Source organism: Thioalkalivibrio sp. ALJ16, assembly GCF_000377345.1.
Lineage (GTDB): Bacteria > Pseudomonadota > Gammaproteobacteria > Ectothiorhodospirales > Ectothiorhodospiraceae > Thioalkalivibrio.
Genome location: NZ_KB898046.1, coordinates 1 through 25,433, shown reverse-complemented (window position 1 = coordinate 25,433; position 25,433 = coordinate 1). Strand labels below are relative to the sequence as shown.

The 25,433-nt window shown below is 67.3% G+C and carries 22 protein-coding genes, 2 tRNA genes and 1 pseudogene; 8 read left to right on the top strand and 17 right to left on the bottom strand.

The annotated features are described in order from the left end of the window. Positions 1-386 precede the first annotated feature (386 nt). From D000_RS0109370 to D000_RS0109310, 13 genes are all read right to left on the bottom strand, one after another. Positions 387-2,825: an EAL domain-containing protein gene (locus D000_RS0109370; protein WP_051074962.1), complete on the bottom strand. Its 2,439-nt coding sequence runs from the start codon at positions 2,823-2,825 to the stop codon at positions 387-389. Between the two features lie 251 nt (positions 2,826-3,076). Continuing rightward, positions 3,077-4,186, bottom strand: a complete 1,110-nt coding sequence (locus D000_RS0109365) for a diguanylate cyclase (protein WP_018873273.1) — start codon at positions 4,184-4,186, stop codon at positions 3,077-3,079. A 148-nt stretch (positions 4,187-4,334) separates the two neighbouring features. Continuing rightward, positions 4,335-4,408, bottom strand: a tRNA-Cys gene (locus tag D000_RS0109360). 90 nt (positions 4,409-4,498) lie between these two features. Further along, positions 4,499-4,574: transfer RNA gene (locus D000_RS0109355), tRNA-Gly, on the bottom strand. Between the two features lie 42 nt (positions 4,575-4,616). Further along, positions 4,617-5,966: a GGDEF domain-containing protein gene (locus D000_RS0109350; RefSeq protein ID WP_018873272.1), complete on the bottom strand. Its 1,350-nt coding sequence runs from the start codon at positions 5,964-5,966 to the stop codon at positions 4,617-4,619. A 147-nt stretch (positions 5,967-6,113) separates the two neighbouring features. Further along, a complete protein-coding gene (gene pgsA / locus D000_RS0109345) occupies positions 6,114-6,665 on the bottom strand; it encodes a CDP-diacylglycerol--glycerol-3-phosphate 3-phosphatidyltransferase (RefSeq protein ID WP_018873271.1) in 552 nt (183 codons plus the stop codon). A gap of 260 nt (positions 6,666-6,925) precedes the next feature. Next, positions 6,926-8,755, bottom strand: coding sequence for an excinuclease ABC subunit UvrC (gene uvrC / locus D000_RS0109340; RefSeq protein WP_018873270.1), 1,830 nt, complete (start codon positions 8,753-8,755; stop codon positions 6,926-6,928). A 149-nt stretch (positions 8,756-8,904) separates the two neighbouring features. Further along, the gene (locus tag D000_RS0109335) at positions 8,905-9,546 is read right to left on the bottom strand and encodes a uracil-DNA glycosylase (protein WP_018873269.1); all 642 of its coding nucleotides are present in this window, start codon (positions 9,544-9,546) and stop codon (positions 8,905-8,907) included. Further along, positions 9,536-10,012: a CYTH domain-containing protein gene (locus D000_RS0109330; protein WP_018873268.1), complete on the bottom strand. Its 477-nt coding sequence runs from the start codon at positions 10,010-10,012 to the stop codon at positions 9,536-9,538. Before D000_RS0109330 ends, D000_RS0109335 begins: the two co-directional genes overlap by 11 nt. Before the next feature lie 86 nt (positions 10,013-10,098). Next, complete coding sequence (locus D000_RS0109325) at positions 10,099-11,061, bottom strand: beta-ketoacyl-ACP synthase III (protein WP_018873267.1); 963 nt, start codon at positions 11,059-11,061, stop codon at positions 10,099-10,101. Beyond that, positions 11,058-12,086 (bottom strand): phosphate acyltransferase PlsX, encoded by a 1,029-nt coding sequence (gene plsX / locus D000_RS0109320; protein WP_018873266.1) that lies wholly within the window; start codon positions 12,084-12,086, stop codon positions 11,058-11,060. The genes D000_RS0109325 and plsX overlap by 4 nt, the downstream gene beginning before the upstream one ends. 99 nt (positions 12,087-12,185) lie before the next feature. Then, entirely contained in the window at positions 12,186-12,383 is a 198-nt protein-coding gene (gene rpmF, locus D000_RS0109315) for a 50S ribosomal protein L32 (protein WP_018873265.1), read from the bottom strand. 136 nt (positions 12,384-12,519) lie between these two features. Then, the gene (locus D000_RS0109310) at positions 12,520-13,041 is read right to left on the bottom strand and encodes a DUF177 domain-containing protein (RefSeq protein ID WP_018873264.1); all 522 of its coding nucleotides are present in this window, start codon (positions 13,039-13,041) and stop codon (positions 12,520-12,522) included. A 129-nt stretch (positions 13,042-13,170) separates the two neighbouring features. On the opposite strand from D000_RS0109310, the gene D000_RS0109305 reads away from it, so the two are divergent. From D000_RS0109305 to D000_RS0109295, 3 genes are read left to right on the top strand one after another with little or no spacing between them, the layout of a single operon-like run. Then, a complete protein-coding gene (locus D000_RS0109305; RefSeq protein WP_018873263.1) occupies positions 13,171-14,589 on the top strand; it encodes an acetyl-CoA carboxylase biotin carboxylase subunit in 1,419 nt (472 codons plus the stop codon). Positions 14,590-14,622: 33 nt separating this feature from the next. Then, on the top strand, positions 14,623-16,449 hold the full coding sequence (oadA, locus tag D000_RS0109300) for a sodium-extruding oxaloacetate decarboxylase subunit alpha (RefSeq protein ID WP_018873262.1): 1,827 nt from the start codon (positions 14,623-14,625) through the stop codon (positions 16,447-16,449). Beyond that, on the top strand, positions 16,442-17,044 hold the full coding sequence (locus tag D000_RS0109295) for a nucleoside triphosphate pyrophosphatase (protein ID WP_018873261.1): 603 nt from the start codon (positions 16,442-16,444) through the stop codon (positions 17,042-17,044). The genes oadA and D000_RS0109295 overlap by 8 nt, the downstream gene beginning before the upstream one ends. Before the next feature lie 123 nt (positions 17,045-17,167). Here D000_RS0109295 and D000_RS0109290 read toward each other — a convergent pair whose 3' ends face one another. Continuing rightward, positions 17,168-17,752, bottom strand: a complete 585-nt coding sequence (locus D000_RS0109290; protein WP_018873260.1) for a bifunctional 2-polyprenyl-6-hydroxyphenol methylase/3-demethylubiquinol 3-O-methyltransferase UbiG — start codon at positions 17,750-17,752, stop codon at positions 17,168-17,170. A 171-nt stretch (positions 17,753-17,923) separates the two neighbouring features. Between D000_RS0109290 and D000_RS0109285 the strand changes: the two genes are divergently transcribed. After that, entirely contained in the window at positions 17,924-18,766 is an 843-nt protein-coding gene (locus D000_RS0109285) for an ion transporter (protein WP_018873259.1), read from the top strand. A 97-nt stretch (positions 18,767-18,863) separates the two neighbouring features. Here the strand turns inward: D000_RS0109285 and D000_RS0109280 are convergent, their stop codons facing one another. Further along, complete coding sequence (locus D000_RS0109280; protein ID WP_018873258.1) at positions 18,864-20,549, bottom strand: 2-isopropylmalate synthase; 1,686 nt, start codon at positions 20,547-20,549, stop codon at positions 18,864-18,866. Positions 20,550-20,730: 181 nt separating this feature from the next. On the opposite strand from D000_RS0109280, the gene D000_RS0109275 reads away from it, so the two are divergent. From D000_RS0109275 to D000_RS0109260, 4 genes are all read left to right on the top strand, one after another. Next, on the top strand, positions 20,731-21,222 hold the full coding sequence (locus tag D000_RS0109275) for an Lrp/AsnC family transcriptional regulator (protein ID WP_018873257.1): 492 nt from the start codon (positions 20,731-20,733) through the stop codon (positions 21,220-21,222). Between the two features lie 240 nt (positions 21,223-21,462). Beyond that, on the top strand, positions 21,463-22,080 hold the full coding sequence (gene lexA / locus D000_RS0109270) for a transcriptional repressor LexA (protein WP_018873256.1): 618 nt from the start codon (positions 21,463-21,465) through the stop codon (positions 22,078-22,080). A gap of 14 nt (positions 22,081-22,094) precedes the next feature. Further along, the gene (imuA, locus tag D000_RS0109265) at positions 22,095-22,736 is read left to right on the top strand and encodes a translesion DNA synthesis-associated protein ImuA (RefSeq protein ID WP_018873255.1); all 642 of its coding nucleotides are present in this window, start codon (positions 22,095-22,097) and stop codon (positions 22,734-22,736) included. A 143-nt stretch (positions 22,737-22,879) separates the two neighbouring features. Further along, complete coding sequence (locus D000_RS0109260) at positions 22,880-24,307, top strand: DNA polymerase Y family protein (protein WP_018873254.1); 1,428 nt, start codon at positions 22,880-22,882, stop codon at positions 24,305-24,307. 15 nt (positions 24,308-24,322) lie between these two features. On the opposite strand, the gene rnk is transcribed toward D000_RS0109260, so the two are convergent. Then, positions 24,323-24,733: a nucleoside diphosphate kinase regulator gene (gene rnk, locus D000_RS0109255; RefSeq protein ID WP_018873253.1), complete on the bottom strand. Its 411-nt coding sequence runs from the start codon at positions 24,731-24,733 to the stop codon at positions 24,323-24,325. Positions 24,734-24,897: 164 nt separating this feature from the next. After that, a pseudogene (locus tag D000_RS13485) lies at positions 24,898-25,164 on the bottom strand (rhodanese-like domain-containing protein); the annotation flags it as partial. Positions 25,165-25,433: the final 269 nt, after the last annotated feature.

Here is a 25,433-nt window from a genome sequence, read left to right as displayed (position 1 = left end):
ATCCACTTTGGCGTCACCCCAGCCCTGCCATCCCGGCCGGAGCGCGGCGAAGAGCCGGGATCTCCCGCGTCGAGGCAGCCCCAATCACCCAGATCCCGGATAACCGCTGCGCGGTTTCCGGGATGACCGGTGGGTGGGTGCGTTCTCTTAGGACACGCACTTTTTTGCTGGGCCCAATTCGCCAGCGGGGCAACGGGGGACACATTTACTTTTGGTTCCCCGAGCACCGGCGCGCGGTCGGGCATTTTATTGCCAGAGGCTGGATTCGCTGATACACCCGGCAGTTTGGGCAGGTCCGGCTTGGGCGGGGGCTTCGCGGCCGAGGCCGCTCCCACTTGGGGCAGGCGAGAACGCCTGACCCTTCAGTACATCGCGCAGCCGGCGCGTCAGTTCTGGAACAGGTCGCTGGCGGGGCGTGGGCGGCCGAGCAGGAAGCCCTGGCCGATGGCGCAGCCTTCGCGCAGCAGGAAGGCGCGCTGGGCCTCTTCTTCCACGCCTTCCGCGATGAGGTCCAGTTCCAGGGCGGCGGCGAGTGCGATGATCGCGCGGATGATGGATTCGTTGTGGCGGGAGTGGCCGATATCGCGCACCAGGGACTGGTCGACCTTGAGGCGATGCAGCGGGAGCCGGCGCAGGTGCGCCAGGTTGGAATAGCCGGAACCGAAGTCATCCATGGCCAGGCGCACGCCCAGGGTATCCAGGCGTCGCAGGATGGACAGCGCACGCTCCGGGTACTCCATGATCATGGTCTCGGTCAGTTCCACCTCCAGGCGTGCCGGGGCGATGCCGAAGCGCTCCACGGTCTCGCGGATGGTGGCGACCAGGCCCTCGTCATGCAGGTCGCGCGCGGACAGGTTGATCGCGATCACCGGGATATCGCGCCCTTCGGCATCCCATGCGGCCAGCTGTTCACAGGCGGCCTCCAGAACCCAGCGGTCAATCGACTGGATGAGCCCGGTCTCCTCCGCCAGCGGGATGAACTCGGCCGGCGAGACCATGCCCCGTTGCGGGTGGACCCAGCGCACCAGGGCCTCGACCCCCACGCAGGCCCCGCTGGCAAGGTCGAACTGCGGCTGGTAGTGCAGCACGAACTCGCGCTGCGTGATCGCCTGGCGCAGGTCGTTCTCCAGGAACAGGCGGTGCTCGGTCAGCGTGCCCAGCTCGGCCTGGTAGACGCACCAGTGGTCGCCGCCACGCCGGCGTGCCTCCCCCATTGCCAGTTCGGCGGCGGTCAGCAGTTCATCGCGGGTGCGGCCGTGCTCGGGAAACACCGCCAGCCCGATGCTTGCAGTCATCACCAGCGAGCGCCCGGCCACCTCGAACGGCGTACGCAAGGCCTCCATCAAGCCCTGTACGAACGCATCCGCCGAGGTGTCGGGCAGGCTTTCGACAATCAGGCAGAACTCGTCCGCCCCGACGCGGGCGACCGTGTCCTGCGGCGTCAACCGGTGCCCAAGACGCTGCGCAATGCCCTGGAGCACGGCATCCCCGGCCGCGGTGCCCAGCGTCTCGTTCACGTTGCGGAACCGGTCCAGGTCCATCAGGATCAGCCAGCGCGTGCGGCCGTCAGCCAGGCCCCGCTCCACGGTATGCCCAAGCCGGTCGTGCAGGAGCACACGGTTCGGCAAGCCGGTGCGGTCATCGTAATGCGATAGCTGCCGCAGCCGCTCTTTCTGCTCCACGCTGGCGGTGAGGTCGGTCCACACGCCGACGATCTCGGGCTCGCCGCGCCCCGGGATCAGACGCATCTCGTCGCGCACATGGCGCAGCTTGCCCCAGCCATCGAAGACCCGCAGTTCGCGCACCAGCTCGCCATCCTCCAGCACCCGGCCATTTTCCCGCTGTGCCGTAACCCGGTCTTCCGGGTGGAGCTGCTGCTCCAACCAGCCCGGGCGCAGGGCCACTTCCGGCTCCACGCCGAACACCCGCTCGATATTGCGGCTGACCCACACCGGGCGAAAATCCGTCCCGCGCAGCTGATAGATCACGGTAGGCCCGCTGTCGAGCAGATGCTCCAGGCGCTGATTCACGGCCCGCAGCTCGCGCGTGCGGTGGCGCACCTGCCAGCGCAGCACCACGCCGGCCAGGGCCAGCAACAGCACGAGGATGGCGGATAGCAGCAGCGTCCAGCCTACCCAGTCCGGCAGGCCGGGGCGCTCGGGGGTCAGCAGGGTGGCGTCCATCGCGTGCTGGTAGGGGGAATCCGCCAGCGGCTTCCAGCGCTCAAGGTAGGCATCGATGATGGCCAGGCGCTCGGTCTGCTGGCCGGGTGCGGCAGCGTAGTACAGCCCGACCTGGCCGAAGGTGATCGGCGTCTCCACCAGGCCGTGCAGCAGGGAATGGCGACGGCCATAGAAGTTGTTGCTGACGGCCACATCGGCCTCCCCCGTCTGCACCGAGGCCAGCACGGACTCGAGGCTTCCGAGGGTCACGAGTTCGAGAGCCTCGATCACACCGGCCATCTGCTGCTGGCGCAGGTGGGCCTCCTGCACCGAGCCCTCCAGCACCGCGATGCGCACGCCGGACAGGTCTTCCAGCTGACTGTGACCCGACTGGGGTGGCCCGTAGACCTGGCTCCAGCCGTGCACGACCGGGATCTGGTGAAACTCCAGCAGTTCCCGGCGCGCATCGGTCAGGGCGACATCCGGCATCAGATCCAGCCGGCCCGCGCGCAGATCGTCCAGGCACTGCGCCCACTCGCACGGGATGTACTCGATCTTCCAGTGCTCGCGCCGCGCAATGGCATCCAGCAGCAGCACGAAGGCGCCGGCCGGCTCGCCGCGCTCGGTTATGCTGACCTTCGGCGCGTTCTGGTACAGCCCCACGCGAAGCTCGGAACCGGCCTGCGCCGAGTTCGCTACCGAAGCCAGCACCAGTAACAGCAACGCCAGCAGGGCACCCGCCGACCACCCGCGGGGCGACAGCCAGGGCTTGTGGCCCGGCATGCCCGCCCTGCGCTGCCCTGCTGTTCGGAACGACACGCTCACCCACTCCCCCCGCTGCGACCCACTTGGGCATAGTGCCACGCCTGCGGCATGCCTGCCCGAAAACGGGTACGGGCTCGCCCGCGCAGCCATCAGGTGGGGTTTTCCTGCTCGTGAAACACACAGTCACGGCCGTGTTGCTTGGCCTGATACATCATGTTGTCGGCGCGCCCGAGCACCGCGTCCAGGGAGTCGCCGGGGCGAAACGCGGTGATGCCGAACGAACCGGTCACCGCGACACCCGCGATGGAAGCACGCGCAATCGCCTCCCGGCAGCGTTCGGCCAGATGCCGGGCCTTTGCTGCGCTGATCTCCGGGGCCACGATCAGGAACTCCTCGCCGCACCAGCGCGCCACCAGATCCGGCTCGCGCACGCTGTCCTGCAGACGCTGCGCGACGCCGGCTATTACTGCGTCGCCCCTGGCATGGCCGTGGGTATCGTTGACCGCCTTGAAATGGTCGATGTCCATGCTGATCACGGCGACCGGCCGGCCGTAGCGCTCGACCGCAGCGGCCTGGCGCTGCAGAAAGGCCTCGGCCGCACGGCGGTTGGCGAGCCCGGTCAGGGCATCGGTACGGGCGGCCCGGGCCATCACCTCGGAACGCACCAGCGCATCCTTGACGGTGTCGCGCATGGAGGTCGCAATGCTGGCCAGCACCAGCAGCACCCCCAGGAACAGGTGCACGCGCAGCAGGTAGACCAGCGACTGGGTGGAAACCTCATCCCGCATGACCTCTCCGGCCACGCCGGTGACGGCAATGGCCGTGGCCAGTACGAGGATCGCAAGCCCCGCCCACAGTCCCTGGCGATGCTCCAGCATTACAAAGGCGGCCAGGATCACGATCCCGACCGCCCAGTAGTGCCCCCCGGCCAGTACCAGCAGATGGTCATCCACCGGGCCGCCGGCGTGGAAATGCCAGGCCAGGCGGCCGAGGATGATCACCGCAACCAGCCCCAGCATCCAGGGCTCCAGCCGCGCCAGCGCTTCGGGATAGCGCCACAGTCCGAGCCAGAACACCGCCAGCAGAGCCGCGAACGCGGGATACAGGTAGGTCAGGAAGGGATCGTCCGGGCCGCGGATCAGCCAGCTCAGCAGGAAGATCGCAATGCCACCGGCCAGCGCCACCAGGTACACGACGCGCTTGCGCGCCATCAACTGCGCCGCATCGAACTGCGCCCCGCCGGTTGCCTCTTCCTGCATCAATTCATCCCAAGGAAAACACTACGGCACCTGCTGCCCCATATGATTGGGCACGACCGCCCCGAGGATGCCCGCTGCGGCGTCTGCGGACAACAACACCCAAACGCACAGGGCCGCCCCGGAGGGCGGCCCTGTACAGATGCTGCAATGGAGGCTGGGGTCGGAATCGAACCGGCGTACACGGATTTGCAGTCCGCTGCATAACCACTCTGCCACCCAGCCTTGAACGGCGGGTTCCGGACCGGAAGGGCCTGCGCCTCTCCAGTGGCCGAAACAGAAAACCCCGGCCGAACCGGGGTTTCAGGAATCTGTTGGAGCGGGAAACGAGATTCGAACTCGCGACCCCAACCTTGGCAAGGTTGTGCTCTACCAGCTGAGCTATTCCCGCTCTTCACTAACGGCGCGTATTCTACCGCAGATTACGGGCACGTCAATACCCACGGTATCCAACGACTCCGGAATCGTGCACCGCACGGTCATACACGACCACCTGATTGCGCCCGGCGTTCTTGGCCACATACATCGCCGCATCGGCCGCCCGCGATAATGCCGGGCCATCGTCGGCATCCAGCGGGAACAGCGCGATCCCGATACTGCAGGAAATGCGCACCTCGACCCCGTCGCAGTCAAACGGCCCCGCCAGGGCGGTGCGGATCTTCTCGCCCACCACGGCAGCCTGCGCCCGGCTCTCCTGGATCGACTGGAAGCGCGGCAGCATCACCACAAACTCGTCACCGGCAATGCGCCCGACCACGTCGCTTTCGCGTATCGCACCCGTCATACGCTGCGCCACCTGCCGCAACAGGAGATCCCCCACCGCGTGACCGTACTGATCGTTTACCGGCTTGAACTCGTCGAGGTCCACGAACATCAGGGCCACCGGCTGCCCTGCACGGCGCGCGCCCGTCAGTTCGTGCTCGAGGATCTGGTAAAACAGGGTGCGATTCGGCAGGTCCGTGAGCGGGTCGTAATGGGCCAGACGCTGCATCTGCTCCTCGGTTGCCTTGCGCTCGGTGATATCGCGCGCGATACCGAGAAACTCGGTGACGCGGCCCTCCTCGTCCAGCACCGGCGACACGTTGCTGGTGTGCCAGCGGTAATGCCCATCCTGGTGACGGATACGATATTCGATGCCCGAGGCTTTCTGCCCGGTGCGGGCAATCCCCTCGAGAAAGGAGTAGCAGGCCGGAAGGTCCTCCGGCGAGACGTACTCGTCGATGGCGTGGTCGATGGCAGCGCTGATCGGGTAACCGAGGTTTTCGGTCCAGTTGGGCGATACATAGCTCAGCACACCGTCGGGGCGTAGCGAATAGATCACGTCGCTGGCCGTCTCCACGAAGGCGCGAAACTTCGCCTCGCTCTGACGCAGTGAAGCCTCCAGTTGCTTGCGCTCGGTTACCTCGACCGCAAACCCGGTCCAGACGATCGCCCCGTCATCGAGCCGGCGCACGGTGTCGTAGGCGGACAGCCACATCTCCCCGCCCCCGTGACAACGCATACGGAACTCCATACTCCAGGGTTCCGCGTGCTCCACGGGCTCCATCCTGGAGCGCATGACCCGCTCGCGGTCGTCCGGGTGGATGCAGTCCAGCAGAGGCGCGCCGTCGACCTTCAGCGCCTCCCGGTCCACGCCGAACCAGCGCTCCGCCATCTTGCCGACATAGGGGCAGACGAAATGCCCGTCAGGCTCCCTGCGCAGCTGGTACACGAAGCCGGGAAGCAGACCCTGAAGCGCCTCCAGCGTCTGGATATTGTCGAGATCGATCTGGGGATCGGGCATGTGTATTCCGCTGGCGACAGGCGGTCAATCCGCGCAGTGTATCGCCGAACGGCGGCCAGGCGGAACGCTCGGCGCAGCGATGTCGCCGCACGGTGGAAGCCCGGCGGCGCCCAAGCAGAAGCCCGGCGGCGCCCAGGCAATGGCGGGTCAGCGATTGTTCGCGGCGGCCAGCATGTACTGGATCATCGACACCAGCGTGAGGGCCGCTGCCAGATACAGGAGCCACTCGCCAATGCGAAAGGTCGGCAGGCCAGCGATGGGCTCGGCCCACAGCAGCAGGAAGATCGCCACCATCTGCGCGGTGGTCTTGACCTTGCCCACCCAGGACACGGCGACCTTCGCGCTTCCGCCAATCTCCGCCATCCACTCGCGCAGCGCGGAAATCGCGATCTCGCGCCCGATGATCACGATCGCCGCCAGCGCCAGGCCCAGCCCCGGGTTGTGGTCCACCACCAGCACCAGTGCCGCGGCCACGATCAGCTTGTCCGCCACCGGGTCGAGGAAGGCCCCAAACCGACTGGTCACCTCCCAGCGCCGGGCCAGATAGCCATCCAGCCAGTCGGTGGCGCCCGCAAGGGCGAAGATCACCGCCGCGACGATGCCAGCAAGCGGCATCGACAGGCCGTAGAACGCTGCCACCAGCAGAGGGATCATTACGATCCGCGACCAGGTCAGCCAGGTGGGCAGTTGGGGAAACATGTCAGTAGCTTAAGGAAACACTGATTAATGTGCACGCTCGCGCTCGAGTCGCTTTTGCGTGCGTTTAATGGGCAGTGACCGCCGTGCAGTCATTCTGCACAAGCGAACCGCAACGCCGGAGCCCCTTCGGGGTTGGCACCCCAGGTTCCCCGATCCTGCGTTGCGGCACTTGCCGGTAGAACCACTACCGGCTGCGCACCGCGCCTTATCTCGGAAAACCTGAGGTGCCAACGCGAGCGTGCACATTAATCAGTGGTTCCTTAACTCTCGTGAAACTGGTCGTAGATCGACTGCGCGAGACGCCGATGGATCCCCGGCACCTTGGCCAGCTCCTCGACTCCGGCCCGACTGACCCCGCGTAGGCCTCCAAAATGCTTCAGCAATGCGCTGCGCCGTTTCGGACCCAGCCCCGGGATCGCCTCCAGGGTCGACTCCTTGCGCGCCTTTGCACGGCGGGCGCGGTGCCCGGTGATCGCAAAGCGGTGAGCCTCGTCGCGGATCTGCTGGATCAAATGCAGCGCACCCGAATGCGCGGGCAGTATAGAGGGGGCCTCTACACCGCTCAATATCAGGGTTTCCATGCCCGGCTTGCGCTCCTCGCCCTTGGCTACGCCGACCACCAGAATGTGGTCGAGGCCGAGATCCGCCAGCACGTTCAGGGCCTGGGTCACCTGACCCTTGCCCCCATCAATGAACAGGATGTCGGGTTCCTGGCCCTCGCCCTTCTTCAGGCGCGCGAAGCGGCGGCTCAGGGCCTGGTGCATCGCGGCATAGTCGTCCCCCGGTTCGATGCCCTCGATGTTGAATCGGCGGTAATCCGACTTGATGGGCCCCTCGGGCCCGAACACCACGCACGAGGCGACGGTGCCCTCGCCCCCGGTATGCGAGATATCGAAGCACTCCATGCGCCGGGGCGGGGACTCCAGGTTCAGTGCGGCGGTCAGTGCATCCAGGCGCGCGCTCTGCCCGGCCTGGCTGGCCACGCGCGTTTTCAGAGCCAGTTCCGCGTTGCGCTGCGCCATCTCCAGCCAGCGCGCGCGTTCACCGCGCAGCGACCACGCCAGGCTGACCTTGCGCCCGCTACGGCGCTCGGCCAGGAAGGCCTCCAGGCCTTCGGCGCCGTCGGGCGCGTGCGACAGCAGCACCCGTGCCGGCGGCTCGCGCTCGGCGTAGTACTGCGCCAGCACGGCGGTCATGATCTCGTCGGTCTCGGTGGCATCCGGCACATTCGGAAACAGCTCGGCATTGCCCAGGTTCTGACCGCCGCGCACGAAGAAGATCTCCACGGCCACCGTGCCGCCCGCGCGGGCCAGGGCGAACACATCGGCCTCGCCCTCACCGCCGGCGACGAACTGCTGCTCCGAGATCTGGCGCAGCCGCGCGATCTGGTCGCGCAGGCGGGCGGCATGCTCGAAGTCCAGCCGTTCCGAGGCGGCCTCCATGCGCTGCATCAGATCCGCGATCACGGTATCGCTTTTGCCCTGCAGGAACTGCACCGAGGACTCGACGTCGCGGGCGTACTCCTCGGGGCTGATGTAATCCACGCAGGGCGCGGTGCAGCGCCCGATCTGATACTGCAGACAGGGGCGCGAGCGATGTGCGAACACGCTGTCCTCGCACTGACGCACCTGAAACAGCTTCTGCAACAGCGCCAGGCTCTCGCGGACCGCGCCCGCCGACGGATACGGGCCGAAGTAGCGCACCCCCTTCTTCTTCGCGCCGCGGTGGAAGCCGAGGCGCGGGTACTCTTGACTGGACACAAAGATGTAGGGGTAGCTCTTGTCGTCACGCAGCAGCACGTTGTAGCGCGGCCGGTGACGCTTGATCAGGTTGGCCTCCAGCAGCAGCGCCTCGGCCTCGGTGTGCGTGACCGCCACGCGGATATCCGCGATCTGGCGCACCATCGAGCGGATGCGCGGCCCGCGGTCGTCACTGCCACGGAAGTAGCTGGCGACGCGGCTTTTCAGGTTGCGCGCCTTGCCCACATAAAGAACCGTACCGGCGCCATCCAGCATCTGATAGACACCGGGCGACTGCGTCAGCGTCTGCAGAAAGGTCTTGGGGTCGAATCCGGTCTCGGGGGTACTCATGATGCCCTCAGGATACCGGAACTGCCCCGACACCCGGCATAGGCACTGCGGCGTGTGCGCCCAGGAACCGCTGCCGGAGCAGCCACCTCGGGTGCGCCGAATGCAGGCTGCCCGCGTATGCCGTGGCAACGCAGGCCGGGCCGCGCTGGCTAGCCGAGGTGGCTGCGAATGCGGGCGAACAGGTCGTGGAACATTTTCGGGGTCAGGCGCCGGGTCTGGGTGTTGTAACGCGAGCAGTGGTAGGAGTCGACCAGGCGGGTCTCCGCATCCAGCGTGTGCTCCGCGCCATGGGCGAACCGCAGGCTGGACAGCGGCAGGCCCTTCGCGCGCAGGATGGCATCGTGGGCGATCTTGCCCAGCGCCAGGATCACCTGCGGCTGCATCGCCGTAATCTCGGCCGCGAGAAAGCCGTTGCAGGTGCGGATCTCTTCGGTGGTGGGCTTGTTCTGCGGCGGCAGGCATTTCACCGCGTTGGTAATGCGGCAGTCGATCAGTTCCAGTCCATCGTCCGCGCTCGTGCTCTCCGGCGCGCTGGCAAAGCCGTGCGCATGCAGCGTCTCGTACAGCAGCACCCCCGCATAGTCGCCGGTGAACGGGCGTCCAGTGGCATTGGCGCCATGCATCCCGGGCGCCAGCCCGACGATCAGCAGGCGCGCCGTCAGCGGCCCGAAGGCTGGCACCGGTGCGGCATGGTAATCGGAATGCTTCGTGCGCACGTCTTCCAGAAACGCGGCCAGGCGTGGGCAGGCGCGACAGTCCGCGGCGAAGATCGCGGGCGGCTCAGGAGGCATCCGACCAGTCGCGGTAGGGATTACGCGCAAGCTCGGTGTTGTAGTAGCGCGGGTCGTGGGAGACCTCCTCGCCCAGCCAGTCGGGGCGCGGGAACTCGGCATCGCTGCTCGGCAGTTCCAGTTCGGCGACGATCAGGCCGGCGTTGGCCCCCTCGAACACGTCGATCTCGTACTCCCAGCCCTGGACGTCGACCCAGTAGCGGGTCTTCTCGACCTGCGGGCCTGCAAGGGTGTCCAGCAGGCGGTGCGCCTCGTCCACCGGGATCGGGTACTGGTATTCGTCGCGTTCCACGCCCAGGGTCGCGCTCTTGATATTCAGGTTGGCGCCCTCCTCGTCCACGCGGACGCGGATGGAGGCGCGGTCGTTGCCACAGAGATACCCCTGGCGCATGCGCTGGGCGCGCACGACACCCCCGCGCCAGGCATCACTGGCCAGCAGGAACTTGCGTTCGATCTCGCGCCCCATGTCGTCGACTCCCGTCTTGCGGCGAACTGCCGGGTGATCTCTTTCCTGCCGGGAAACGCTGTTCAGTATTGCCCGGTCGGCGTGCGCTACATCCGGATCAGCGCGGAACCCCAGGTGAAGCCGCCGCCAAAGGCCTCGGTCAGGATCAGGTCGCCCTTCTTGATGCGCCCGTCACGCACGGCGGTGTCCAGCGCCAGCGGAATGGACGCGGCGGAGGTGTTGCCGTGCCGGTCCACCGTGACGACCACGTTGTCCATGGACATGTTCAGCTTCTTCGCGGTCGCCTGGATGATGCGGATGTTCGCCTGATGCGGCACCAGCCAGTCCAGCTCGGACTTGTCGATGCCGTTGTATTCCAGGGTCTCGTCGACGATCTGGTCCAGCGTGTTCACCGCCACGCGGAAGACTGCCCGCCCTTCCATGCGGATAAACGCAAGGTCCGGGTTATCGCTCGGCTGCGAAACGCCCCCCGGAACCTCCAGCAGGCCCTTGTGGTGGCCATCCGCATGCAGATGGGTGGAAATGATGCCCGGGTCCGGCGAACGCGACAGCACCACCGCGCCCGCACCGTCGCCCCACAGGATGCAGTTGCTGCGATCGGTGTAATCGGTAATACGCGAAAGCGTCTCCGCACCGACCACGAGCACGTGCCGGATCTCGTCGCTCTGCATGAAGCGATCAGCGGTCGCCAGGGCGTACACAAAACCGCTGCAGACCGCCTGGATATCGAACGCCGGACAGCCCCCGATCCCCAGCTTGGCCTGCAGGATGCACGCGGTACTGGGAAAGATCTGGTCCGGGGTCGTGGTCGCCACCAGGATCAGGTCCAGATCGGCGGCGCGAATCCCGGCCGCATCCATTGCGCGTTCCGCGGCCTTCAGCGCGAGGTCGGAGGTCACCTCGTTTTCGGCGACGATGTGGCGCTCGCGGATCCCGGTGCGCTCGCGGATCCAGGCATCCGAGGTATCCACCATCGCCTCCAGCTCGGCGTTGGTCAGGATCCGTTCCGGCAGGTAACTCCCGGTCCCGCTGATACGTGCATGCTTCACTCGCTGCTCTCCTGCCCCAGCAGCTGTCCCAGCTGCTTGTCGATACGCCGCGAGATGTTCGCCTCGGCCTCGATGCGGGCAATCCGGATGGCGTGCTCGAAGGCCAGCTCGTCGGCGCTGCCGTGGCTCTTGATCACCACGCCCTGCAGCCCCAGCAGCGAGGCCCCGTTGTAGCGTCGGTGATCGAAACGATGGCGCAGGCGTCGCAGCACCGGCAGCGCAAACAGGCCGGCCAGGCGCGAATACAGCGATGCGCCGAATTCGGCCTTCATGTTCGAGGAAATCATCTTGGCGACGCCCTCGCTCACCTTCAGCGCGACGTTGCCGACAAACCCGTCGCAGACGACCACGTCCACGTCGCCGCAGTAGACGTCGTTGCCCTCGACGAAACCGATGTAGTTGAGACTGGAGGCCTCGAGCATGCGCCCGGCCTCGCGCACCCGGTCGTTGCCCTTGATGGCTTCGGAGCCGATGTTCAGCAGACCGACCCGCGGGGCCTCGAGACCATCCACGGCGTTCGCCAGCACCGAGCCCATCACCGCGAACTGGTAGAGATGGGCCGCCTCGACATCGACGTTCGCGCCGAGATCCAGCATGTGGGTATGCCCCAGCATGGACGGCAGGGCCGTCGCGATGGCCGGCCGATCAATGCCGGGAAGGGTCTTCAGGACGTAGCGCGCGGTCGCCATCAGCCCGCCGGTATTCCCGGCGGAGACACAGGCCTGGGCGGTGCCGTTCTTGACCTGGTCAATGGCCACACGCATGGAGGAGTCGCGCTTGTTGCGCAGCGCAACCGCCGGGAGCTCCTCCATGCCGACTACCTGGCTGGCATGAACGATCTCGACGCGCTCGCGCTCGGGCGCCGACCAGCCGGAAAGACCCGATTCGATGGTCTCCTGGTCGCCGACCAGCAGCAGGCGGAAGTCATCCGCGACCTTCAGGGATCGCCGCGCCGCAGGCAGGACAACGGGGGCTCCATGGTCGCCACCCATCACGTCCAGTGCGATGGTAAAACTGGCTGTCATGTTCGGGTCCGACGATCGGCCGCGATACGGCCGGATTCAAACACGGAAAGGCCACGGTGCAGGCGCAGCCGTGGCCCCGGGACGGTCATTCCCTGGACCTTAATCTTCGTCTTCGTCGACTTCGACGTCCTGCTGGATCACCTGACGACCGCGGTAGAAGCCATCCGGGGTCAAGTGATGACGGCGATGGATCTCGCCGGTGGTCGGGTCGGTGGACAGGGTAGCGCCCTTAAGACCGTCGTGGGACCGGCGCATATCGCGCTTGGAACGGGTCTTGCGGCGTTGCTGAACAGCCATGATGGATCTCCAGATTAATCAAATCCCGTGGCGACGGGAGTGAGCCCGAAACGGAAACGGGCGCAAGTATAACGGTTTGACCGGGGCAATGCCCCGGCCCGCGTTCACATTCGGAAAACGCCAGTCCGCGCTTTCCTCAGGGGCCATCCCCTCCGGGACCTCCCTTCTTGAGTTGTTCAAGCACCGCAAACGGATTGTCGCCGCGCTCGCCCTCCTCGAATTCGGGTCCGGTGGCGGGCTCGCAGTTCTCGTGGCGCGGCACCAGCGGCCAGGCCAGCAGGATCTCTTCCTCGATCCACGCCGCCGGGCGCAGCAGCCCGTCGGCCTCGAGTTCGACGCAATCGTCATCCTCGCCGACCTCGACCGGCAGGCCCTCCGGCGGCTGCAACACAGCATCCGGCTGCAGGCCGAACGCCCAGGCCATGGGCTTCAGGCAGCGCTGACAGGTCAGCCACAGCTCGCCGGTGATCGTTCCGCTCAGCCGCATCTCGTTCAGCGGCCCGCGCTCCAGCAGGAACTGCGCATGGACCCGCAGCGGATGCCCCGGCAGCGCGTCGGCACGCAGTCGCGGCAGGTCCTCGGGGCGCAGATCGCCCTCGAATTCGAGGTGCCGGGCTCGCGGTTGCCACGGATCGAGAGAGACGGGGATACGACTCATAAACGGCTCGCTTGCAAGGGCGCGGAATATACGCGCGCGCGTGACGAGTGTCAAAGCGAAACAGAAACTTGCAGCCTCCACGCACGACGTCAATACTCGGGGCTTGTCGACCTGCCCGGGGCCTTCCGTTTGATACGCAAGCTGCTCATTGCCAACCGGGGCGAGATCGCCGTGCGCCTGATCCGGGCCTGTAGCGAACTCGGGATCATCTCGGTCGCCGTCTACACCGATGCCGACCGCCATGCCCTGCACGTAAAGAAGGCCGATGAGGCCTACGCCATCGGCCCGGACTCCATGGGCGGCTACCTCAGCATCCATCGCCTGATCGGCGTGGCGCGCGCGGCCGGCTGCGATGCCGTGCATCCGGGCTACGGGTTCCTGTCGGAAAACCCGGATTTCGCCGCCGCCTGCGCCGCGCGCGACCTGATCTGGGTAGGGCCCGATGCCGGCGTGATCCGGCGCATGGGCGACAAGGTCGCGGCACGCCAGGCCATGATCGAGGCCGGAGTACCGGTCACGCCGGGCTCCGACGGCAACCTTGCGGATGCGGCGGCGGCGCTGGAAGTGGCCGAACGCATTGACTACCCGGTCATGCTGAAGGCCACCAACGGCGGCGGCGGCCGCGGTATCCGGCTGTGCGAGGACGCCGCGGCGCTTGCGCACAACTTCGAGCGCGTACGCTCGGAGGCGACCCGCGCCTTCGGCAGTACGGAGATCTTCCTCGAGAAGGCCGTGATCAATCCACGGCACATCGAGGTGCAGATCCTCGGGGACGCGCACGGCCATGCGATTCACCTGTTCGAGCGCGACTGCTCGGTGCAGCGGCGCCACCAGAAGCTGGTGGAGATCGCCCCGTCCCCGCAACTGGACGAGGCCCAGCGCGAATACCTGGGCGAGCTGGCTGTGCGCGCGGCGCTGGCGGTCGGCTACCAGAATGCCGGCACGGTCGAATTCCTGATGGACGGCGACGATAGCTTCTATTTCATGGAGATGAACACCCGCCTGCAGGTGGAACACCCGGTCACCGAGATGATCACCGGCGTGGACATCGTGCAGGAGCAGCTGCGGATCGCGGCCGGGGAACCCCTGCGCTACCGGCAGGCGGACATCACCCGGCGCGGCTACGCGATGGAGTTCCGCATCAACGCGGAAGACCCGAAAAACGACTTCCTGCCAAGCTTCGGGCGCATCACGCGCTATTTCGCGCCCGGCGGCCCCGGGGTACGCACCGACGGCGCGATCTACACCGGCTACACCATCCCGCCGCATTATGATTCGATGTGCGCCAAGCTGATCTGCTGGGCGCTGGAATGGGACGACCTGCTGGCCCGCGCCAATCGCGCGCTAAGGGACATCGGCGTGTTCGGGGTACGGACGACCATCCCGTTCCATCTGGCCATCGTGGACCACCCCGCCTTTCGCAGCGGCCGCTTCGATACCGGGTTTGTCGCCGCCCATCCGGAACTGACGCATTTCCCCGGCAAGCGCTCGGACCGCCAGCTGGCGGTCGCCATCGCCGCCGCGATCGCCGCCCACCACGGGCTGTAGACCGCAGCCCGCCGCACGGACACCGGAATGACCATGGATCGAGTTCACATCACCGATGTCACCCTGCGCGACGGCCACCAGAGCCTGATCGCGACCCGCATGCGCACCGAGGATATGCTGCCGATCTGCCCGCAGCTGGATGCGATCGGGTTCCACTCGCTGGAGGTCTGGGGTGGCGCCACATTCGACGCCTGCCTGCGTTTTCTGAAGGAAGACCCCTGGGCCCGCCTGCATCAGCTCAAGGCCGCCCTGCCGAACACGCCGCTGCAGATGCTGCTGCGGGGCCAGAACCTGCTGGGATACCGCCACTACGGCGACGACGTGGTGCGCGCCTTTGTCGAGCGCTCGATCGCCGGGGGCATCGACATCATCCGTATCTTCGACGCGATGAATGATGCCCGTAACCTGCGCACCGCAATCGAGGCTACGCGCGCGGCCGGTGGCCACGCCCAGGGCACGCTGTGCTATACCACCGGCCCGGTGCACTCGGCGGCCGAGTTCGTGAACCTGGCGCGCGAGCTGGTGGCCATGGGTGCGCAAAGCGTCGCCATCAAGGACATGGCGGGGCTGCTGACCCCGGCCGCCACGCGCGAACTGGTGAGCGAACTGGTGGCCGCCGTGGACGTGCCGATCCACCTGCATGCGCATGCCACCTCGGGACTGTCCGAGCTGTGTCACTGGCAGGCGATCGAGGCCGGCTGCCGCCACATCGAGACCGCGATCTCCGCGTTCGCCGGCGGGACCAGCCACCCGCCCACCGAAAGCCTGGTGGCCGCGCTGGCCGACACCGAATACGCCACCGGCCTGGACCTGGTGGCCCTGCAGGAGATCGGCCTGTACTTCCACGAGGTGCGCAAGAAGTACCACCGCTTCGAGAGCGAATACACCGGCGTGGATACCCGCGTCCAGATCAATCAGGTCCCCGGCGGGATGATCTCCAACCTCGCCAACCAGCTGCGCGACCAGAATGCACTGGAACACTTCGACGCGGTACTGGACGAGATCCCCAGGGTTCGCGAAGACCTCGGCTATCCCCCGCTGGTCACGCCCACCTCGCAGATCGTGGGTACCCAGGCGGTGATGAACGTCCTGTCCGGCGAGCGCTACAAGACCATCACCAACGAGGTCAAGCAGTACCTGAGCGGGCACTACGGCCGTGCCCCCGGCCCGATCAACACGGTCGTGCGGCAGAAGGCCATTGGCAATGCCGAGGTCATCGACTGCCGCCCGGCCGACCGCATCGCGCCCGAAATGGACACGCTCGCCCGCGAGATCGGGGAACGCGCAGAGTCCACCGAGGACGTGCTCACCTGCGCCCTGTTCCCGGAGATCGGGCGCCAGTTCCTGGAACAGCGCCGTGACGGCACCCTCACCCCGGAGCCGCTGAACCCGCCGGAGAACACCCAGGCCGGCTGCCCGGCGACGGTCGAGTTCAATGTCACCTTCCACGGCGAGACCTACCATATCCAGGTGAACGGCTCCGGCCATCACCGCGAAGACACCCGCCCGATGTACGTCACCGTGGACGGCATGCCGGAAGAGGTCCAGATCGAGACCCTGGACACCATCGACACCGCTGGCGGTGGTGCCGCCGCCAGCGGTGGCAGCCTCAAGAAATCCCGCCGGGCCACGCGCCCCGGTGATGTCACCACCTCCATGCCGGGCACCATCATCGACGTCCTGGTGGCCGAGGGGGACCGGGTCGAGGCCGGTCAGCCGGTGCTGGTACTGGAGGCCATGAAGATGGAGTCAGAGATCACCGCCCCGGTCGCGGGAACGGTCGCTGCGGTCAACACCAGCAAGGGCGCCGCCGCCAACCCGGACGATGCGCTGATCGAGATCGACGCCGACGATGGCTGAGACCCCGCGTCCGCTGGTCCTCGCCTCGACATCCCCCTATCGGGCCGAACTCCTCGGGCGCCTGCGGCTCGCGTTTGCGACCGCGCGCCCCGAGGTTGACGAGACCCCGCTGCCTCAGGAGACCCCCGCGGCCATGGTCATGCGCCTTGCGGAGGCCAAGGCCCGGGCGGTGGCCCCCGCCTTCCCCGACCACCTTGTGATCGGCTCCGACCAGAATGCCAGCCATGCCGGGGACATCCTCGGCAAGCCCGGCGACACGGCCCGCGCCGAGGCGCAGCTGGCCACACTTTCCGGGGAGACGGTCACCTTCCACACCGGGCTGTGCCTGCTCGACACTGCCACCGGCAGCACCCGCGTCGATCAGGTTCCGTTTACCGTGACCTTCCGCGAGCTCGCGCCGGACGAAATTCGCCACTATGTCGCGCTGGACCAGCCCCTGGACTGCGCCGGCAGCTTCAAGTCCGAAGGCCTGGGCATCAGTCTGTTCGCCCGCATGACCGGTGACGACCCCACCGCGCTGATCGGGCTACCGCTGATCACCCTGAGCCACTGGCTGCGCGCGGCGGGGGTCGCGGTGCCACCCGCCACGCCCTGACGGGACATCGTTGCGACCAGACTGCGCTCGGGAGCGCGTCTAAAAACCGACAGTCCCCTGACCCCAGTCCTGCCGCGGCTTGTCTCGGAAAACCTGGGGTACCAACGCGAACGCGCGATTCAATCAGCGTCTCCCTATGATCTGCACAACCGCGCCGCGTCCGGTGTGAAACTGCCCCTCGACCACGTCGCGCTCGCGCTCGACGGCCTCCTCGAATTCCAGCCCGTCCAGCTCCTCGATCAGGGCATCCCGCGTCATCATCAGCTCCGCGGTCGGCGGGCCACCGGTTCCCCATTCCAGTTGCGCCGGGGTGTAGGCCTCGAGGATGAACACCCCGCCCGGACGCAGCCCCCCGACCACCTCGGCATGCAGCCGCCGCCGGATTGGGGCCGGCACATGGCAGAAGATCGAGGTGATCAGGTCCCAGCCATCCGGCTCGATCGCGTAATCGGCGAGGTCCGCCACCAGGGTCTCGATCCGTACGCCGCGATCCTCGGCCAGGCGCTGGGCCTTCTGCAGCCCCACAGCGGAGCTGTCCACCGCCAGCACGTCAAAACCCTGCTGCGCCAGATAGACCGCATTGCGCCCCTCTCCCTCGCCCAGGCACAGGGCCTTTCCGGGTGGCACGTTGGCCACCGCGGTGCGCAGGAAGTCATTCGGTTCGGTGCCGTAGACGTAGTCGTCCGTGGCATAGCGCTCGTCCCACATGGCCTGTCTCCTTCGGGTCCGGTCCGCGGCCCCTTCGTTCTATCACACCCGCCCGGGCCACCCCGATTCCTGCGCAGTTGACGGGCCGGCGCCGGCGCGCCGTCGATTGCCGGAACCCCTTCTTTACCCTACTCTTGCGCCTCCCCTGGCACTGCAACGAACCGCGAGACCATGAGCGAGACATCCACGCTGCGCACCCGGCTGGAAGGCTTCATCGAGGCCCGGCTGACCCAGCGCTTCATCATCGGCCTGATCCTGCTGAACGCCCTGACCCTGGGGCTTGAGACCTCCGAGACCGTGATGGGCTGGATGGCCCCGGTCATCCTCGGCGCCGACGCCATCATCCTGTCGATTTTTACGGCCGAGGTGCTGGCGAAGCTGTTCGTGTATCGCCTGCGCTTCTGGCGCAACCCCTGGAACGTGTTCGACTTCTTCGTGGTGGGGATCGCGCTGATCCCGGCCTCCGGGCCGTTCTCGGTGCTGCGTGTGCTGCGTCTGTTGCGTCTGGTCTCGATGGTGCCGAAGCTGCGCTTTATCGTGGAGGCGCTGCTGCGCGCCATCCCCGGCATCGTGTCGATCATCGGTCTGCTGGCACTGATCTTCTACGTGTTCGCGATCATCGCCACCGGCCTGTTCCGCGAATCGCATCCGGAATGGTTCGGCACCCTGGGCGCGTCGATGTACACCCTGTTCCAGATCATGACGCTGGAGAGCTGGTCGATGGGCATCGGCCGCCCGGTCATGGAGGAACACCCCTGGGCCTGGGCCTTCTTCGTGCCGTTCATCCTGATCGCCACCTTCACCGTGCTGAACCTGTTCATCGCGATCATCGTGGACGCGATGCAGCGCATGCATGATCGCGCCATGGAGATCGAACAGCAGATAATCCACGACAGCGTGCACGAGGAGAACAAGGCGCTGCACTCGGAGATCCACGAGCTGCAGCAGGAGACGATGAAGCTCCAGGAACGCCTGATCCGCATGCAGAACATGCTGGAGAAGCGGGTGAAGTAGCGGCCTGACGGCCGGTGGGGGACGGCGTGCGCTCGGTTCGCGTGCGAGCACGCTCCCACAGGGGGGGGCGGAATGCCCCCCCCGGGGGCCCACGAGATCAGGCGCTGGCGGCGGCCGGTTCGGCGGCGCGTTCGCCCAGGCGGCGGCCAGTGGCGTTCAGCACGGCCTGCAGCGTGGCGGCAGTCGTGTCCTCACCCAGGGCGACGCCGACGGAGCGTTCGCCGTCCACCTGCACGTCCACCGCGGCCATGGCGCGCGCCTCGGTGCCGGACTCCATCGCGTGCTCGTCAAAGTGGCTCACCTTGACCTCCACACCCCGGTCGGCCTTCATCGCGGCGGTCAGAGCCTCGACCGCGCCGTGGCCCTCGCCATGCAGGCGCGACTCGCGCCCGGGCGGGCCCATGGTCGCGTCCAACCTCACTACCGGGCCTTCCTTCTCGATCTCGTAGCGCACCAGATCCCAGCCGGCGACCGGCGTCAGGTAGTGCTGCTCGAACAGCTCGTGGATACGCTTCGAGGAGACCTCGACCTGCGTGGTCTCCGCGTCCTTCTGCACGATGCGGGCGAACTCGATCGCCAGCCAGCGCGGCAGTTCGATGCCGTAGTCGCGCTCCAGCACATGCGTCACCCCGCCCTTGCCGGACTGGCTGTTGATGCGCACGACCTCCTCATAGCGCCGGCCCAGATCGCTCGGGTCGATCGGCAGGTAGGGCACGTTCCAGTGGCCGCCCTTCTCCTTGTAGTGCGCCAGCCCCTTGCGGATCGCGTCCTGGTGGCTGCCGGAGAACGCGGTGTAGACCAGCTCGCCCGCCCACGGATGGCGCGGGTGGATCGGCATGTCGGTGCACTCCTTGTACACGTCCATCAGCCGCTCCATGTCGGACAGGTCGATGGTCGGGTCGATGCCCTGCGAGTACAGGTTCATCCCGACGGTGACCAGGTCCATGTTGCCGGTGCGCTCGCCGTTGCCGAACAGCGTGCCTTCCAGGCGGTCGGCCCCGGCCAGCAGGCCCAGCTCGGCCGCGGCCACGCCGGTACCCCGGTCGTTGTGCGTATGCAGCGACACGCAGAAGTGTTCGCGGTACTGCACGTGATCGCAGAACCACTCGACCTGGTCGGCAAAGACGTTCGGCGTGGCCGATTCCACCGTGGCCGGCAGGTTGATCACGACTTTCTGGCCCTGATCCGGGCGCCAGATCGCGTTCACCGCGTCCACGACCTCGACCGCGTAGTCCAGCTCGGTGGTGGAGAAACTCTCCGGCGAGTACTGGAAGATCCAGTCCGTCTGCGGGTACTTCGCCGCGTAGTCACGCACCCAGCGCGCACCGTTCTCGGCGATGCCGCGGATGCCGTCGCGGTCCATGCGGAAGACCTGCTCGCGCTGCGCCGGGTTGGTGGAGTTGTACACGTGCACCACCGCGCGCGGTGCGCCCTCCAGTGCCGCGAAGGTCTTCTGGATCAGGTCCTCGCGCGCCTGGGTCAGCACCTGCACGTACACGCCCTCGGGGATGCGATCCTCCTCGATCAGGCGGCGGGTGAAGTCGTAGTCGATCTGCGAGGCGGAGGGGAAGCCGATCTCGATCTCGGTCAGGCCGATATCCACCAGCACCTCGAAGAAGCGCATCTTCTGCTCGACGCTCATCGGGTGCACCAGCGCCTGGTTGCCGTCGCGCAGGTCCACCGCGCAGAAACGCGGCGCAACCGTGGTGCGCTGCGCCGGCCAGCGGCGATCCGCCTTGTCGATCGGCGGGAACGGGGCATATTTGGTGTGATCGAAGGCCATCTTGCTTCTCTCCTGTTGAACCGCAGCCGCCGGTCCTGTCCTGGCGGGCTGCGTCGCAGATTTCGGTCTGTGCATTATTCTAACGCATACGCCCCGGCATAACCTTGCGTTTTTTCCTATCATCCCCTTAGTTTTGGACAATTATTGCGCTTTTAAGCCCATTGTGCGCAATATCTGACCCATGAAACCGGAACCGCACCACCTGGATCGCTTTGATCGCCGCATCCTCGAGACTCTGCAGGAGGATGCCAGCCTGTCCAACCAGGCGCTCGCCGAGCGTGTAGGCCTGAGCCCCTCCCCTTGCCTGCGGCGGGTGCGTGCACTGGAACAGGCCGGCATCCTCCTGCGCCGTGTGGCACTGCTGGACCGGCGCCGCCTGGGGCTCGAACTCACCGCCCTGATCCACATCGGCATGGACCGCCACACCCCGGAGCGCTTCGCCCGCTTCGAGGAGGCCGTGGCCGCCTACCCGGAGGTGCAGCACTGCTACCTGATCACCGGGCAGTCCGCCGACTACATGCTGCAGGTGGTAGTCCCCGACATGGACGCCTACCAGGACTTCCTGTTGCGGCGCATCACCCGCCTGGAGGGCGTGGACAGCGTGCATTCCAGCTTCGTCCTGCGCCGCGTCGTCGACCGCACCGCCCTGCCACTCGACTACACCCCCACCTGACCGCCCAAAATCAAGGGCGGTCTACAGGAAGATGGGAAGGCTGGAAGATTGGTGGATATGACGGCAGTGCCGTAACACACGGCGGGGAGACAACATGGACGTCTGCGATCACGCCTCACCCTAAAAACCTTCCGATCTTCCCATCTTCCTGTGAATCGCCCTTGACCTTGACCTTTTTCGCTTGTCCTCGTGCGGGGCGTAGATGTACTGTATGTATATACAGTTATCGGAGGGCGCCTTGTGTCGCTTACTGAACGCCAGCAGGCCATCCTCGACTACATCGCCGAGACCGTCGCCACCCAGGGCACGGCACCGACCCGCAGCGAGATCGCCCGGGCCTTCGGCTTTCGCTCGCCCTACGCGGCCGAGTGCCACCTGAAGGCGCTGGCAAAAAAAGGCGCGATCGAACTGCTGGGCGGCACCTCCCGCGGTATCCGCCTGCCCGGCAGTGGTCGGGTGCAGGCCACCGCGCTGCCACTGGTCGGGCGGGTCGCCGCTGGCCTGCCGATCCTCGCCACCGAACACATCGAGCGTCACTACCGCGTCGATGAACACCTGTTCCGCGCCCGCCCCGACTACCTCCTGCGCGTGCATGGCGAGAGCATGCGCGACGCCGGCATCCTCGACGGCGACCTGCTGGCCGTGCGCCAGACCCCGGAGGCCCGGCCTGGTCAGATCGTGGTCGCCCGCCTCGAGGACGAGGTCACCGTAAAGCGCTTCGCGCAGGACGGCCCGCGGGTGCGCCTGCTGCCGGAAAACCCGGCCTTCGCAGCGATCGAGGTGGACCTGGAACGCCAGGAGCTGGCCATCGAGGGGATCGGTGTAGGCGTACTGCGCGATCTCGACCCCCAGGCCTAGGAAAACACGGATTCATGGGCGCGCTGGACACCCTGCTCGACCATCCGGCCCTCTGGCGCGGACGCAGCGCCACCCCGGCCCCGGATGCCCCGGTCTGGCCCAGCGGCCACGCGGAGCTCGACCGGGCCCTGGGGGGCGGCTGGCCACGCGGCCAGCTGGTCGAACTGCTGGGCGCCCCGTTCGGCTGCGGCGAGACCCGGCTGCTGGCCCCGATGCTGGCGGCCTGCGGCCAGGCCGGCTACAGGATTGCGCTGATTGCACCCCCGGCCACGCCCTGGCTGCCGGGCTGGCAGGCGCTCGGCATCCCCGCCGAACGCGTGTTGCTGATCCGTGCCGATGCGGACCGTGATCGCCTCTGGGCCGGCGAGCAATGCCTGCGCGACCCGGCCTTCGGCGCCCTGCTCGCCTGGCTGCAAGGCCCGGTGGAGGCCGCCCTGCTGCGCCGCCTGCGTCTCGCCGCCGCGGAAAGCCGGGCCTGCGCCATCCTGTACCGTCCGCCACAAGCCGCACAGCAGCCCTCCCCTGCCCATCAACGCCTGCAGTGGCAGCCGGCTCGTGACGGGCTGCAACTACTCAGTCTCAAGGGCCACGGGCGCTGGGCGCGTTCGGGGCAGCCCCTGCATATCCCCGATCCACACCCGCTGCCCGGTACCTGAGCATGGGCCGCCCTGCCCGCCGTTCGTCCCCTGGCTCGAGTCCGCCCCGGCGCCAGCTGAGCCTGATTCCGGACAGCCCCCCGGCGCCCGCCCCCGAGCCATCCCGCCCGCCGTCTCCGGCTGCCACCGGAAACGACCAGTGGATGGCGGTCGAGCTGCCGCATCTGGCCCTGGAACAACTGGCCCGCAGCGCATCCCCCCCGGCGGGCGGTACGCCGCTGCTGGTGGTGGAATCCGGCCCGCGCCCGCGGGTACACGCGGCCAGCCGCGCCGCGCGCCGCGCCGGGGTGCGGCCCGGCATGGCCCTGGTCGATGCCCTGGCCGTGCTGGATACCCCGCATCTGGTCGAATACGACCCGGCGGCACTGCACGCCCAGCTCGAACGCCTCGCCGGGGTACTGCTGCAGTTCAGCGACCACGTCCATCCGGAACCGGCAGCGCAGCGCATCATGCTCGAGGTCGGGCGCAGCCGGCGCCTGTTCGGCGGGCTGGAGGCACTGCGGGAGCAGGCCCGTCAGACCCTGGCCGCACTCGGCTTCCACGCCCGGATCGGGCTGGCGCGCAGTCCGGCCGCCGCACGCCTGCTGGCCGGGCTGCGGCATCCGGATATTCCGGAAACCGCGGAGGCCCTGCGCCGCACCCTGGGCCCGGTATCGCTGCAGGCCCTGCCACTGTCCGCCGCCACCCGCGAGGCCCTGCAGGCCACCGGACTGCGGCGGCTGGAAGACCTGCTGCGACTGTCACGTGATGCCCTGGCGCAGCGCCACGGCCTCGAACTGATCCGGCTGCTGGACCAGCTGCTGGGCCGGCAGCCGGAAACCCTGCCCCGGTTCAGTCCACCGGCGGAACTGGACCTGCCTCTGCGCCTCGACCACGAGATTCACGCGACCACCGCACTGGCCTTCCCGCTCAAGCGCCTGCTGCGCCAGGCCGAGGCACAACTGCGCGGCATTGGCCGCAGCCTGCAGGGCATGACCCTGGACCTGCAGCATCGCGAGACCCGCACCCGGCTGGAACTGGAGCTCGGGGAGCCCGATATCCGTGCCACGCAGTGGCTGGGGCTGTGGCAGACCCGGCTGGAACGCGTCACCCTGGAGGCCCCGGTCATCGGCCTGCGCCTGCGTGCGGAGCGCCTGCTGGACCCGCCGACCACTGGCGCAGCCCTGCTGGCCACGGCCCCCGACGACCACGCCACGGGGATCACGCCCACCGCCCCGGCCCGTATCCGCGCGCGCCTGGGCAACGCCGCCGTGTTCGGCCTGGAAAACCGCCTGACCCCGCTGCCGGAGGCCGCCCAGCAACCCTGCCCGCAACCCGAGGCCATGCGCCGCACGAACACCGCGACCCCCTCCCAGGAGGTCTGCGGCAGCGCCTTCTGGGTGCAGGACCCGGCCTCGATTGCGCCTCAGGGGGCGCTGCAACCGCTGGGCCGCCTGGAGGATGGCTGGTGGGATCACGGCCGCGACCAGCGCCGAGACTATGCCCTGGCCCGGGACCCGCGCGGGCGCCGGTTGTGGCTATTCCGCTGCCTGCGCAGCGGCCAGTGGTTTCATCAGGGCTATTGGGGGTAGACCAGCCGACTGCATTTACCGGTGATATTCGCCGGCACGCTCGGGCTGATAGAGCACCGCATCAATGCGCACGTGCATCCGGCCGCCGCCCGGACGCGGCCATTCGATCTCGTCCCCCTCAGACAGCCCCAGCAGGGCACTGCCCACGGGCGCCAGGATCGACAGCGTCCCGCCACTCTCGTCCATGTCGCGCGGGTAGACCAGCGTCATCTCGAAGGCCTCGTCGGATTCGATCACACGGAAGCGCACGCGCGAATTCATGGTCACCACCGTCGGCGGGATCGCCTTCGAGTCCACGACTTCGGCCCGTTCCAGCTCGGCCTCGAGATCGGCCTTGCCCGGGAAGGCATCGGCCGGCATCGACTCCAGCAGCTTGTCCAGGCGCTCCACGTCGGTGACAGAGACAGTGATCTTCGGCTTGTTCACGTTCACACTCCAAATACAGGACGCGCCTCTCAGGGAGGCGCGCCAGACAGGAAATTCAGGGATTTTCCGGAAACCGGGAAACGAACTTCGAGATTAGCCAAGTCTCGACGAAAAAGCGATCCAGCCGGTCACGGCACCGGGAACCCGCTCCGCCCGTACGCTCGCTACCGGGCCCCGTCGTCCCGCCAGGCCGCATAGCCACCGCGCAGCACATGCGCCTCGATTCCCATCGCCCGCAGGCTGTCGGCCACCAGCTGGGACCGGCCACGCCCTCCACAGAACACCACGACGGGCTGCTGGGGGTCCTGCATATGGGATTCAATGGTGGCCTCCAGCTTGGGCCGGGGGATATTCACCGCGCCCTCGATCGTACCCTCGGCCGCCTCCTCCGGCTGGCGCACGTCCACCAGCAGAAACGGCTTCCCGTCCTGGGGAGACGCTGATTGAATCGCACGTCCGCGTTGGTGCCCCCTGTTTTCCGAGACAAGGCGCGTCGTGCAGCGGGTAGTGGTTCTACCCGCAAGCGGCGCAACGCAGGATCGGGGAACCTGGGGTGCCAACCCCACAACCTATTGAGAGCAGGGGCTCGGCCGCTTTTGCGCGCGCACGGCGTTGCGGCTCCCTTGTGCAGAATGACTGCACGGCAGTCACCGCGCCTTGTTCGCACGCAAAAGCGACTCGAGCGCGGACGTGCGATTCA

Coding starts and splice junctions, on each gene's coding strand:
- D000_RS0109365 (WP_018873273.1), bottom strand. CDS start 4,186: ATGCAGGAAGAGGCAACCGGCGGGGCGCAGTTCGATGCGGCGCAGTTG.
- D000_RS0109350 (WP_018873272.1), bottom strand. CDS start 5,966: ATGCCCGATCCCCAGATCGATCTCGACAATATCCAGACGCTGGAGGCG.
- pgsA (WP_018873271.1), bottom strand. CDS start 6,665: ATGTTTCCCCAACTGCCCACCTGGCTGACCTGGTCGCGGATCGTAATG.
- uvrC (WP_018873270.1), bottom strand. CDS start 8,755: ATGAGTACCCCCGAGACCGGATTCGACCCCAAGACCTTTCTGCAGACG.
- D000_RS0109335 (WP_018873269.1), bottom strand. CDS start 9,546: ATGCCTCCTGAGCCGCCCGCGATCTTCGCCGCGGACTGTCGCGCCTGC.
- D000_RS0109330 (WP_018873268.1), bottom strand. CDS start 10,012: ATGGGGCGCGAGATCGAACGCAAGTTCCTGCTGGCCAGTGATGCCTGG.
- plsX (WP_018873266.1), bottom strand. CDS start 12,086: ATGACAGCCAGTTTTACCATCGCACTGGACGTGATGGGTGGCGACCAT.
- rpmF (WP_018873265.1), bottom strand. CDS start 12,383: ATGGCTGTTCAGCAACGCCGCAAGACCCGTTCCAAGCGCGATATGCGC.
- D000_RS0109310 (WP_018873264.1), bottom strand. CDS start 13,041: ATGAGTCGTATCCCCGTCTCTCTCGATCCGTGGCAACCGCGAGCCCGG.
- oadA (WP_018873262.1), top strand. CDS start 14,623: ATGGATCGAGTTCACATCACCGATGTCACCCTGCGCGACGGCCACCAG.
- D000_RS0109295 (WP_018873261.1), top strand. CDS start 16,442: ATGGCTGAGACCCCGCGTCCGCTGGTCCTCGCCTCGACATCCCCCTAT.
- D000_RS0109290 (WP_018873260.1), bottom strand. CDS start 17,752: ATGTGGGACGAGCGCTATGCCACGGACGACTACGTCTACGGCACCGAA.
- D000_RS0109285 (WP_018873259.1), top strand. CDS start 17,924: ATGAGCGAGACATCCACGCTGCGCACCCGGCTGGAAGGCTTCATCGAG.
- D000_RS0109280 (WP_018873258.1), bottom strand. CDS start 20,549: ATGGCCTTCGATCACACCAAATATGCCCCGTTCCCGCCGATCGACAAG.
- D000_RS0109275 (WP_018873257.1), top strand. CDS start 20,731: ATGAAACCGGAACCGCACCACCTGGATCGCTTTGATCGCCGCATCCTC.
- imuA (WP_018873255.1), top strand. CDS start 22,095: ATGGGCGCGCTGGACACCCTGCTCGACCATCCGGCCCTCTGGCGCGGA.
- D000_RS0109260 (WP_018873254.1), top strand. CDS start 22,880: ATGGCGGTCGAGCTGCCGCATCTGGCCCTGGAACAACTGGCCCGCAGC.